We start from the raw sequence: 12,308 nt of genomic DNA on the forward strand, positions 1-12,308 counted from the left end.
CGAGGCCAAATCCAAGTTCAAGATGATGAACCCGTCCGATTCGATCGTCGACTGGGTATTGGAGATGCTGCCGCAGATGGGCGCCGGCTGGTGCCCGCCTGGGATGCTCGGCATCGGCATCGGCGGGACCGCGGAGAAATCGATGCTGCTCGCCAAGCAATCGCTGATGGGTCAGATCGACATGGCGCAGCTCAAACGCCGCGGCCCCGCGAACGACATCGAACGCTTGCGGATCGAGATCTACGACAAGGTCAACGCGCTCGGCATCGGCGCGCAGGGGCTGGGCGGGCTGTCGACGATCCTCGACGTGAAGATCCTCGACTGGCCGACGCATGCCGCGTCCAAGCCGGTCGCGATGATCCCCAATTGCGCCGCGACCCGCCACGCGCATTTCACGCTGGACGGATCGGGCCCGGTCTATCTCGAACCGCCCAGGCTCGACGAATGGCCCGATGTCCACTGGACGCCGGACAAGGCCGCGATCCGCGTCGACCTCGACACGCTGACGCCGGAGATCGTGCGCGGCTGGAAACAGGGCGACCGGCTGCTCTTGAACGGCAAGATGCTGACCGGCCGCGACGCCGCGCACAAGCGGATCAAGGACATGCTGGACGCGGGCGAACCCCTGCCCGTCGATTTCCGCGGCCGGGTGATCTATTATGTCGGACCGGTCGATCCCGTGGGCGAAGAGGTCGTCGGCCCCGCTGGCCCCACCACCGCCACGCGGATGGACAAGTTTACCCGCATGATGCTCGGCCAGGGCCTGCTCGCGATGGTCGGCAAGGCGGAACGCGGACCCGACGCGACAAAGGCGATCGCGGAGGCGCAGTCCGCCTATCTGATGGCGGTCGGCGGCGCGGCCTATCTGGTCGCGCGGGCGATCAAGGGCTCGAAGGTCGTCGGCTTCGCGGACCTGGGGATGGAGGCGATCTACGAATTCGAGGTCGCGGATTTCCCGGTCACGGTGGCGGTGGATAGCGAGGGCGCCAACGTCCACCAGCTGGCGCCTTTGGTGTGGCGGGAAAAGATCGCGCGGGAAGGGTTGCTGGTCGGGGCGTGAGCGTCAGTCGGCATCGCGCCATTGCCAGCGCCAACTGGCATAGGCGGTGGGTGTCGCCGTGCCGATCGTCAGCAGGTGAACAGCAAGCCATCGAGCCCGCGTTCGATCGCGGTGGACGCGGGCGGATACAGAACCGCGAGTTGCAGCAGCACCCCGATACCCAGCATCGTCACCACCGCAAACGCCGCGAAGGTGACGAGGTAGGAGCGCGCGCGCACCGTTCGATCCCATTCGTCGACCTGCTCGTTGAGCGCGCCGAACGGTTTGAGCGGTCCCCATATCTGGACGAAGACCGCGATCACGAATCCGATCGTCATCGCGGCCTTACTTGGCCAAAAGGCACGCCCTGAAAAGCCACCCGCTACCATCGTCGCAAATCCGCCGATCGCCAGCGCAAGCGCGATCGTCGCAGGCCAGCGCAACGGTCGCCGACGGACGGGCCGCTGGCTAATCTGGGGCGTGCGCTGGGGAATGCCGGTCCACAGAACGAGATCGTCGAGCCGTTCGGGAATGGTCTTGTGGTTCATGGTTGCTGGTCCTCGGCATCGGGCATCGGCACGGTCCATTCGGCGATCAACACCGGCAGGGTGAACGCAAGTACGGGAACGGCGGTCGCCCAGATGAGGAACAGGCCTGGGGTTATCGTGATGCGTTCCCCGACATCCAGCGCCAAGGCGGCCAGCAGCAGAACGGCGGTCAGACCCAGTACGAGCGATAGATACGCCCGCGTCGTCGCACGGCCCAGCGCGGCACGCTCGAACTCGTCATACTGCTGCAAACCACGCTCGGTCAGCCAGGTGTCGCGCGCGAAGGGCGATCGGTTCGTCGCTACGATCATCGGCATCGGGATAATCAGAAATGGCGGAAAGAACGGGCGGGTAGGATCGTTCAAGATCGTGGCGACGATGACGAAGGTCAGCATCGCGGCAAGCACGACGGTTAAGGTCCATCGCGTGTCCCGGTGACGCGGACGGCGTCTCCGCGCGTTCGCATGCCATTTCAGATAGTCGTACCGCTCGGGGGGCGTCGTCATGCGGCGATCTCCTCAGATGGGCGGATCGTAGCTTCACCACGCAGCGCGTCGGTCAGCGACGGGAACGGCGCGAGCGAGAAGACCATCTCCACCGGCACGCCGAAATAACCGGCGATCTTCAAGCCCAGTTCGAGGCTGGGATTGTAATCGCCGCGCTCCAGATACCCGATCGTCTGCGGATTCACGCCCACCGCTTCCGCCAAGTCGCGGCGCGATACCGAGCGGTCGCTACGGAACAAGGCGATTCGGTTATTCACCGCATCAACCTACCGGTTTGTTGTGTTTACGCAATAGATTTCGAGCGGCTACTACCCTCGCGCCACCCATTCCTCCCCGATCGCCTGCAACACATCCAGCGGCACCCGGCCATTCACCAGCACCGCGTCGTGATACGCCTTCAGGTCGAACTTCGCGCCCATCGTCGCCTTTGCCTTCTCGCGGATGCCGACGAACACCGAATGGCCCAGCTTATAGCTCGCCGCCTGGCCCGGGTTCACGCAGTAGCGCTCCACCTCGCGCGCGGCGAAGCCCTGCGTCTCGCCCTCCTGTTCCACGAAGCGTCGGATGCCCTGTTCGCGGGTCCAGCGCAGGTGGTGGATGCCGGTATCGACGACGCAGCGATTGGCGCGGAACAGCATGAACTTGAGGTAGCCGAGCCGCCCGAGCGGGTCGTCGTCGTACATTCCGATCTCGTCCGCCAGTTGCTCGGCGTACAGCGCCCAGCCCTCGCCATAGCCCGAAAAGCCCGACAGCTTGCGGATCAGCGGCAGCCGCGTGTTCGACAGCGCGAGCCCGCCCTCCATCTGGTGCCCCGGCAGCCCTTCATGGAACACCGTCGTCGCCAGGCAGAATTTGGGCCAGTCGCCCGCATCCTTGAGGTTGAAATAGACGAGGCCGGGCCGCGACCCGTCGATCGCGGGCGACTGGCTGAATGCCGCCGCGGCGCCGGCTTCGGTCTGCGCAGGCACGCGCCGCACCTCGAAGCTGTAGGGCGGGACGCGGTTGAAGACGGTCGGCAGGCGCGTGCGGATCGCGTCGAGCCGGCCGTTGGCGTACGCGATCGCCTGCATTTTGCCGTCATCGGTGTTGGGATAGACCTGCCCCGGGTCCTTGTAGAGCGCGGCCATGCGTTCGCCGACGCTGCCCTTGGTATAGCCCTGCTTCTTCAATTCGGTGTCGAGCCGGGCGGTCAGCATCGCGGCCTGGTCGAGCCCGAACTTGTGGACCTCGTCGGGCGTCTTGCTCGACGTCGTCGTCGCCTTCAACGCGACGGGGTAGAAGGCCTCGCCCTGCGGCAGTTTCCATACGCCGGCGTCGTGCGTCGCCTTGGCGCGCAGGTCCCTGGCATAAGCAAGCTGGCGCTGGAGCGCGGGCAGAACGCTGTCGGTGTAGAGGCGCGCGGCATCGGTGGCGTAGCGATCACCCAGCCCCTTGGCCGCGGCGCGGCGCGCGAGCGATCGCACGACCAGCGCGTCGGACGCGGGGGTCGCGGTCTTGCCGAGCTGCTCCAGCGTCAGGTCGAGGATGAAGTCGGGCGGCATCACGCCGACGCCGGCATCGTGCCGCATCCGGTCGGTGTTCGCATCGAGCTGCGCCGGCCACGCCGCAAGCCGCGACAGATAGGCGTCGGCGTCCGCTGCGGTATCGATCCGGTGCTTGGTGTCGAGGAAGTCGGGGATCGACTGATACGATCCGGACAGCTGCGATACCGCGTACGGGCTGGGGCCGTAGGACGACCCGCCGAAATCGAACGCCGCCACCGCCGCCGCCGACCGGCGCGTGTAGAGGACGCAGTCGAGATCGATTCGTTCGGGTGCGGTCAGCACGGCGCGGTCCACCGCCTCCAGCTGTTTCAGCTGCGCACGGCTTTCCGCGCGGTTGGCGGCGATGCCAGCGGCGGACTGGTCGGACAGCTTGCCGCGCAAATCCGCGTTCGCGCCCTTGTCGAGCCCGGCATTGGTCGCGAATTCGGGGCTGCGCCGCAGCTCGGCCTGGACGAAGCCGTCGAACATCGCGTTAAGCGGCGTGCCGGCCTCGGCCGCGAAGGCCATGCGCGGCAGCATCGCCGCCGCCCCGGTCGCCGCGGAGCCGAACAGGAAGGCGCGGCGTTTCAGCGTCATATTGCTCATCGTCCTATCGGTTCTCACTTCGTCACCGGCAGGGTGATGTAGCTTTCGTCGGGTCCGGCGACCGTCACCTTCTGCGTCGCCGCGACATAGTCCGCGGGTTTTCCGAAGAAGATGTTGGGGACGAAGGTCTGCGGATTGCGATCGTAGAGCGGGAACCAGCTCGACTGGACCTGCACCATGATCCGGTGACCGGGGCGGAAGACGTGGTTGGTCATCGGCAGCGCGAAGCCGTATTTGAGCGGCACGTTCGCCGCGATCGGCCTGGCGACCGACAGATCCTCGCGGTAGCGGCCACGGAAGATGTCCATCGCGACGCCCAGCTCGTACCCCGCCATCGTCCTGTCGCCGGTCAGCCCTTCGGGATACACGTCGATGAGCTTGACCACCCAGTCGCTGTCGGTGCCGCTGGTCGATGCGGTAAGATGCACCTCGGGCGTGCCCGCGATCGTCACCGGCTGCGTCAGTATGTCGGTTGCGAACTCGATCACATCGGGCCGTCCCGACACCCCGCGCTGATCGTCGACCAGCCATTGCCGCCAGGTCGAACCGGTCGCGTAGGTCGGTTTCGTGGGGCGTACGCGGAACGCGACGGGCGCGGCAGGATCCGAGATATAGTCGCGCGTCTGTGCCGGGCCGGTCGCCGCGTCGAAGCCGAGACCGCCGCGGGGCTTCAGGTACAAGGGCACGCCACCACCAACCGTGGTCGGCCATGTCTGCAACTTCTGCCACTGGTTCGTCCCCGACTGGAAGGCGGAGACGGTCGCGACGTCCATCGGCGGCGCGTCGCTCTTCAGATAATGCGCAAGGAAGGGTGCCAGGACATGGCGGCGCCAATATTTGGCGGTGTCCTGATCCCATTTGATCGCGCCGAGCGTGCTGGCCTCGCCCGCCTCCTGGCCGTGATGCCACGGACCCATCGACATGTAGACCATGTCGTTACCCACGTCCTTGGGCTTCAGCGCGCGCCACACCGCGGGGGCGCCGTAGATATCCTCCTGGTCCCACAGACTCGCGACGAGCATGACCGGCACCTTCAGCGGCTGCTTCGCCAGGATCCTGTCCATCGCCGCCTCCTGCCAGAAGCGGTCATACGCCGGATGCTGGGTGATCTTGCGCCAGAAACCGAGCTGGTCGAGCCCCTGCGTCTTGCCGATCGCCCCCGCCGACACGCCGTTCAGGTAATAATCGTAATCGTCTGCGACCGGCTCATGCCATTTGGTCGAGGCGTCGCGCGTGCCCTCCTGGCTCATGATGTACGACATCATCTCCTCGCGGAACGCGCCGTTGTGGAACCAGTCGTCGCCGCGCCAGCCATCGACCATCGGGTTCATCGGCACCGACACCTTCAGGGCGGGGTGCGGGTTGATCAGCGCCATCAGCGGCAGGAACCCGTCATAGCTGATCCCGATGATCCCGACGCGACCGTTCGATTCGGGCACGTGCTTCACCAGCCAGTCGATCGTGTCGTAGGTATCGGTGGAATCGTCGAACTTCGTCGGGTTGAACGGCGATCCGGCGGGCGCGGGGTTCATCATGTAGATGCCCTCGCTCTTGTGCATGCCGCGCACGTCCTGGAACACGCGGATATAGCCCGATGCGGTGACCGGGTCCTGGTCGGTATCGTCGCCGCCCGGCAGGCTGGCATAGATGCCCGGCGTCGTGCTCGCCAGTTCCTCGGCGTCATAGGGCGTCCGGGTCATCAGCATGCCGACGCCCGTCGCACCCCTGGGGATCGCGATGACGGTGTGAAGCCTGGTCCCGTCGCGCATCGGGATATCGACGACCCGGCGGGTATAGCCGTAACCCTCGTCGCGCGGCGCGAGTTTGGCTGGCCGTTCGTCATATTGCGCCGCGGATATCTGCGCGAATGCGGGGGCCGCAGCAAGAGCGACGAGCGAGACGGCAGCGGGCAGCGTACGGATCATGCGGTGTTTTCCCTGTTCGGCTCGGGCCGCAACGTCTTCGCGAGCAAGGGGAATGTCAACGCGCTAACTGCCTCCCCCGTCATGCCGGGCGCCCCGGCATCCAGAGCCGCAAGGGTTACCGCCTGTTGCTCTGGATGCCGGGCTCGTCCCGGCATGACGAAAGAGCCCGCCGCTGGGGTAAGCGACGGGCCCGTGTTCTCCCGCGAAAGCGGGAGCCCAGGGTAACGGAACTCACCGCCCATGGCTCCCGGGCCCCCGCGTTCGCGGGGGAACGCTTACTTCGCCCGCGACCCCGTCAGCGGGAAGCTGCCGAATGCGCCCGCACCGACCGTGCCCGACAGCGTGTCGCCGGCCGCGGTCGCCTTGCAATCGAGCGTCATCGGCATCGGCACGCTGACCGACTGCGTCCAGGTGATCGTATCGCCGTCCACGCTGCCCGACACGTCGCTCGATCCCATCGCGCCCGACGCGGTACCGGAGAAGCTCGCGCCGTCGCTCACAATGCCGAGCGTCAGCTTCTGGTCGCCCAGCGGCGATTTGACCACGCAATCCCAGCTTCCGTCCACGCTCGCCATCGCATTCTCTCCTGATCTTCGAACGATCTACTTCGTGCCCTGGCCGGGCGCTGCGGGGACGACCTCGACCGGCAGGCCCAGCGTGTCAAGCTGCGGCTTGACCTTCGCCGCGTCGCCGATGACGACCCAGGTGATCCTGTCGGGATCGATCGCCGATTTCGCCGCCGCATCGAGCACCGGCGCGGTCAGCGCGCGATACCGGGCGGGCAAGGTCGCCTGGTAATCGTCGGGCCGGCCATAGATTTGGTTGCCCTCCATCGCCCCCAGCACCGATCCTGCGGTCTCGTACCGGCCCGGCAGCGCGCGGACGGCGCCGTCGACCGTCCGTGTCAGTTCGGCCGGCGTGACCCCCTTGCCGCCGAGGAAGCTGGCGATATCGCCGCGCATCGCCGCGATCGAGGGGCCGGTCTGGTCCGCCTGGACGGGGGCATAGATCAGATAGGGCACGGTATGCTGAACGACGTTGAGGAACCCCTGCACGCCGTACGACCAATGCTTCGTCTCGCGCAGATCCATGTTCAGCCGCGACAGGAAGCTGCCGCCCAGCACATTGTTCGCCTGATCGAGCGGCACGAGATCGTCGGTGCCCTGTTTGGGCAGCAGCTGCCCGGCGAAGATCAGCGATTGCGGCACGCCCGGCCGGTCGATGACGACGATCCGCCCCCTGGGGGCGGGCAGCGCGCCGGTGAAGTCCTTGGTCGGCGCCGTTCCCGTCACATGCCAGCCGCCGAAACTGCGTTCGAGCAGCGGCATGACCGCCGCCAGGCTGGTATCCCCGACGACGAAGATCGTCGCCTTGTCGGGGCGCAGCCACGCATCGCGGAACGCGGTGAGGTCCGCGCGGGTCAGCGTCGCGACGACCGCGGCATCGCCGGTGCCGGTGAAGGGCACGCCGTACGGGCTGTCCTTGCCGTAGAGCATCGGCGGCAGCACGCGCAGGGCGAGCGGCACGGGCTCCTTCGTCTCCCCCGCGATCCCCGCCAGTTGCTGGCCACGGACGCGGTCGATATCCGCCGGCCGGAACGCAGGGTGGCGGACGATATCCGCCATCAGGTCGAGCGAGGCGGCAAGATTGGGGGTCAGCGCTGCCATCGACACATTGGTGCGATCCATCGTCGCGGACGTGTCGATGCGCGTACCGAGCCCCTCCTGCGTCTCCGCGATCTGTTCGGTGTCGTAGCGGTCGGTGCCCTGTTTCAGCACGCGCAGCATCAGCGAATGCGTGCCGAGCTTCGCCTTGGGATCGGCGGCGGCGCCCGCGTCGAAATCGATCGAGACGTTGACGATCGGCACCGCGCTGCGCCGCGCGAATTCGACCGCGATGCCGTTCGACAGCGTCGCATGTTCGATTTTCGGGAAATCGAGGTCCGCGGTCTGGACCGGCGTCGGGATCGCCCCGCGCGTCGCGGTCGGCGCGGGGCCGGTGGCGGACGCCGGCGCCTTGACAGGGGGCTGCGCGGTGGGCGTCGCCGCGATGACGCTCGCCGCCTCCTCATAGGCGTCGCGTTGCCCGGGCTCCAGCGTATAGGCCAGCACCGGCCGCGACAGCCATGTCCGCGCCGCCGCCTGCACCGCGGCCGGTGTCAGCGCCGCCGTCTCCGCCAGTTCCTTCTTGTAGAATCCCGGATCGCCTGCATAGACCGCACCCGAGGCGAGCGTCACCGCCTTGCCGCTGAACCCGCCGACGCCCTCCAGTCCGCGGATCGTCCTGGCGATCGACGAGGTCTTGGCGCGGCGCAGTTCGGCCTCGGTCGGACCCGACTTGATGAAGTCGGCGACCGTGGCGTCGATCGCGGCACCGACCGCCACCGGGTCCGCGCCCGGCTTCACCACCGCATCGATCTGGAATTCGCCGACGCGCTCGAAATTGTCCGATCCCGCGCTCACGCTCACCGCGACCTTGCTGCCGCGCACCAAGCTCTGCTGGAGACGCGAACTCTGCAGCCCGCCGATGATGCTCGCCACCATGTCCAGCGCGGGCGCGGACGGATCGAGCGAGCCCGGGATCGCCCAGACGCGCGTGACGGTGGTCTGCGCGACCTGATCCTTGAAGGTCAGATCGACGCGCTTGGGCAGCGTCGGCACCGCGGCCTGGGTCGGGACGTTCGCGGGCCCGCCCGGGATGTCGCCGAAATACTTCGCCACCAGCGGCTTCGCCGCGGCGACGTCGATATCGCCCGCCAGCACCAGCACCGCGTTGTTCGGCCCGTAATGCTGCCGGAACCAGCCCTTCACGTCCGCCAGGCTGGCCTTGTCGAGGTCCGCCATCGAGCCGATCGTGGTGTGGTGATACGGATGGCCTTCGGGAAACAGCGTCGCCAGCACCTTGTAGTCGACCAGGCCGCCGGGCTGGTTGTCGTTGCCGCGCTTCTCGTTCTGGACGACGCCGCGCTGGATATCGAGTTTCGCCTGCGTGATCGCGCCCAGCAGGTGCCCCATCCGGTCGCTTTCGAGGAACAAGGCGGTGTCGAGCGCGCCGCGCGGCACCGTCTCGAAATAATTGGTGCGATCGAAATAGGTGGTGCCGTTCAGGCCGGTCGCGCCGATCGCCTGCATCGGCTGGAACCAGCTCTGGTCGCTATTCTCCGACCCGCCGAACATCAGATGCTCGAACAGATGCGCGAAGCCGGTGCGCCCCGCGGGCTCGTCCTTCGACCCGATATGATACCAGACCGACACCGCGACGATCGGCGCCTTGCGATCGGTATGGACGACGACGCGCAGGCCGTTGGGCAGCGTGAACTGTTCGAACGGGATATCCACCGCCTTGACCAGATCGGCCACCGGCGCGGGCTTCGCGTCCTGCGCCACCGCGGGTGCCGCCAGCGCGACGAGTGCCGCGCCGGTCAGCGCGAATGCCTTGGTCATGATATTCTCCCCGATCCCTGTGCCGGCAATGTATCAGTCGCGAGGGGGCGTGCAACCGTCCTTCGTGCCACTTCCGTCACCCCGGGCGAAAACCGTTCCCGGCGAAAGCCAGTCTCCCGCAGCCGATATGCCGGGCTTTTAATGACGGATTTGACGACAGGCAACTTGTGTTGCCCAAATACAACATTACCTTCCGGCCAAACCGCAGGGACACCGTATGAACCTCGAAAAATTCACCGACCGCGCGAAAGGGTTCCTCCAGTCCGCGCAGACCGTCGCGATCCGCATGAACCATCAGCGCATCGCCCCCGAACATATCCTGAAGGCGCTGCTGGAGGACGAGCAGGGCATGGCCTCGGGCCTGATCGCCGCGGCGGGGGGCGATGCGAAACGCGCGCTGTCCGAAACCGATCTCGCGCTCGCGAAGATCCCCGCCGTCTCCGGCTCGGGCGCGCAAGCATCGCCGGGGATCGACAACGACGCGGTGCGCGTGCTCGACCAGGCAGAACAGATCGCGCAGAAGGGTGGCGACAGCTTCGTCACCGTCGAACGCCTGCTGGTCGCACTCGCGCTGTCGCCGAACACCGCGGCGGGCAAGGCGCTGAAGGCCGCCGGCGCGACGCCCGAGGCACTGAACACCGCGATCAACGGACTGCGCCAGGGCCGCACCGCCGACAGCGCCGGCGCGGAGGACCGCTACGACGCGCTGAAGAAATTCGCGCGCGACCTGACGCAGGCGGCTCGCGACGGCAAGCTCGATCCCGTGATCGGCCGCGACGAGGAGATTCGCCGCACCATCCAGATCCTCGCACGCCGGACCAAGAACAACCCGGCGCTGATCGGCGAACCCGGCGTCGGCAAGACCGCGATCGCGGAAGGGCTCGCGTTGCGCATTGCCAATGGCGACGTGCCCGACACGCTCAAGGACCGCCGGCTGATGGCGCTCGACATGGGCGCGCTGATCGCCGGTGCGAAATATCGCGGCGAGTTCGAGGAACGGCTGAAGGGCGTGCTCGACGAGGTGAAGGCGGCGGAGGGCGATATCGTCCTGTTCATCGACGAGATGCATCAACTGATCGGCGCGGGGAAATCCGAAGGCGCGATGGACGCGGGCAATCTGCTCAAACCTGCGCTCGCCCGCGGCGAACTCCACTGCGTCGGCGCGACCACGCTCGACGAATATCGCAAATATGTCGAGAAGGACCCCGCGCTCCAGCGGCGCTTCCAGCCGGTGATGGTCGGCGAACCCACCGTCGAGGACACGATCTCGATCCTGCGCGGGTTGAAGGACCGGTACGAACTCCACCACGGCGTCCGCATCACCGACGGCGCGATCGTCGCCGCGTCGACGCTGTCGAACCGCTACATCACCGATCGCTTCCTGCCCGACAAGGCGATCGACCTGATGGACGAGGCCGCATCGCGCATCCGCATGGAGGTGGAATCGAAACCCGAGGCGATCGAGAATTTGGATCGCCGTATCATCCAGTTGAAGATCGAGCGCGAGGCGCTGAAGCGCGAGACCGATGCCGCGAGTGTCGACCGGCTCGGCAACCTGGAAGCCGAGCTCGCCGATCTGGAGGAACAGTCGGGCGCGCTCACCACCCGCTGGCGGGCCGAGAAGGACAAGATCGGCGCCAGCGCGAAGCTGAAGGAGCAGCTCGACGCCGCACGGCTCGAACTGGACCAGGCACAGCGGTCGGGCGACCTCGCGCGCGCGGGCGAGCTGTCCTACGGCACCATCCCGGCGCTCGTCCGCCAGGTCGAGGAGGCGCAGGGCGCGACGCACGGCGCGATGCTGCGCGAGGAAGTGACCGCGGACGATATCGCGGGCGTCGTCAGCCGCTGGACCGGCATTCCGGTCGAACGGATGCTGCAGGGCGAGCGCGACAAGCTGCTGGCGATGGAAGCCACGATCGGCAAGCGCGTGATCGGGCAGGACCATGCGGTCCGCGCGGTTTCCACCGCGGTGCGCCGCGCGCGCGCGGGGCTGCAGGACCCGAACCGGCCGCTCGGATCCTTTCTGTTCCTCGGGCCCACGGGCGTCGGCAAGACCGAGTTGACCAAGGCGCTCGCCGAATTCCTGTTCGACGACGGGGGCGCGATGGTGCGGATCGACATGAGCGAATTCATGGAGAAACACGCGGTCGCGCGGCTGATCGGCGCGCCGCCGGGCTATGTCGGATACGAGGAGGGCGGGGTGCTGACCGAGGCGGTGCGGCGGCGGCCGTATCAGGTGGTCCTGTTCGACGAGGTGGAAAAGGCGCATCCCGATGTGTTCAACGTCCTGTTGCAGGTGCTCGACGACGGGCGGCTGACCGATGGGCAGGGGCGGACGGTCGATTTCTCGAACACGCTCATCATCCTGACCTCGAACCTCGGGTCGCAATACCTCGCGAACCTGGGCGAGGGCGAGGATGTCGCGAGCGTCGAGCCGCAGGTGATGGAGATCGTCCGCGGCCATTTCCGCCCCGAATTCCTCAACCGGCTGGACGAGATCATCCTGTTCCACCGGCTGGGCCAGGCGCAGATGGCCCCAATCGTCGACATCCAGGTCGGCCGCGTCGGCAAGCTGCTGGCGGATCGCAAGGTGACACTGGACCTGACCGACGCCGCGCGGATGTGGTTGGGGCGGGTGGGGTACGACCCGGTCTATGGCGCGCGACCCTTGAAGCGCGCGGTGCAGCGCTATCTGCAGGATCCGCTGGCGGACCTGAT

The 12,308-nt window shown here is 67.0% G+C and carries 9 protein-coding genes; 2 read left to right on the forward strand and 7 right to left on the reverse strand.

All coding sequences use genetic code 11. The features are described from left to right. A partial coding sequence (locus ACFE7D_RS12065) for a FumA C-terminus/TtdB family hydratase beta subunit (RefSeq protein WP_375395663.1) occupies positions 1–1,060 on the forward strand: 1,060 nt, incomplete at its 5' end. 68 nt (positions 1,061–1,128) lie between these two features. Here the strand turns inward: ACFE7D_RS12065 and ACFE7D_RS12070 are convergent. The 7 genes from ACFE7D_RS12070 to ACFE7D_RS12100 all read right to left on the reverse strand — a co-directional run bounded on the left by ACFE7D_RS12070 (position 1,129) and on the right by ACFE7D_RS12100 (position 9,590). Further along, on the reverse strand, positions 1,129–1,587 hold the full coding sequence (locus ACFE7D_RS12070; RefSeq protein WP_375395664.1) for a hypothetical protein: 459 nt from the start codon (positions 1,585–1,587) through the stop codon (positions 1,129–1,131). After that, complete coding sequence (locus ACFE7D_RS12075) at positions 1,584–2,093, reverse strand: hypothetical protein (protein ID WP_375395665.1); 510 nt, start codon at positions 2,091–2,093, stop codon at positions 1,584–1,586. Before ACFE7D_RS12075 ends, ACFE7D_RS12070 begins: the two co-directional genes overlap by 4 nt. Continuing rightward, a complete protein-coding gene (locus tag ACFE7D_RS12080; protein ID WP_375395666.1) occupies positions 2,090–2,350 on the reverse strand; it encodes a helix-turn-helix transcriptional regulator in 261 nt (86 codons plus the stop codon). The genes ACFE7D_RS12075 and ACFE7D_RS12080 overlap by 4 nt, the downstream gene beginning before the upstream one ends. A 51-nt stretch (positions 2,351–2,401) precedes the next feature. Then, positions 2,402–4,222 carry a DUF885 family protein gene (locus ACFE7D_RS12085; RefSeq protein ID WP_375395667.1) on the reverse strand — a complete coding sequence of 607 codons (1,821 nt, stop codon included), beginning with the start codon at positions 4,220–4,222 and terminating at the stop codon, positions 2,402–2,404. Positions 4,223–4,236: 14 nt separating this feature from the next. After that, the gene (locus ACFE7D_RS12090) at positions 4,237–6,147 is read right to left on the reverse strand and encodes a CocE/NonD family hydrolase (protein ID WP_375395668.1); all 1,911 of its coding nucleotides are present in this window, start codon (positions 6,145–6,147) and stop codon (positions 4,237–4,239) included. 275 nt (positions 6,148–6,422) lie between these two features. Beyond that, the gene (locus ACFE7D_RS12095; RefSeq protein WP_375395669.1) at positions 6,423–6,722 is read right to left on the reverse strand and encodes a hypothetical protein; all 300 of its coding nucleotides are present in this window, start codon (positions 6,720–6,722) and stop codon (positions 6,423–6,425) included. A gap of 27 nt (positions 6,723–6,749) precedes the next feature. Further along, a complete protein-coding gene (locus ACFE7D_RS12100; protein ID WP_375395670.1) occupies positions 6,750–9,590 on the reverse strand; it encodes a M16 family metallopeptidase in 2,841 nt (946 codons plus the stop codon). A 217-nt stretch (positions 9,591–9,807) separates the two neighbouring features. On the opposite strand from ACFE7D_RS12100, the gene clpB reads away from it, so the two are divergent. Further along, positions 9,808–12,308 (forward strand): ATP-dependent chaperone ClpB (clpB, locus tag ACFE7D_RS12105; protein ID WP_375395671.1); only part of this gene is annotated, 2,501 nt, incomplete at its 3' end.

Origin of the sequence: uncultured Sphingomonas sp., assembly GCF_964244235.1 — a bacterium.
GTDB lineage: Bacteria > Pseudomonadota > Alphaproteobacteria > Sphingomonadales > Sphingomonadaceae > Sphingomonas.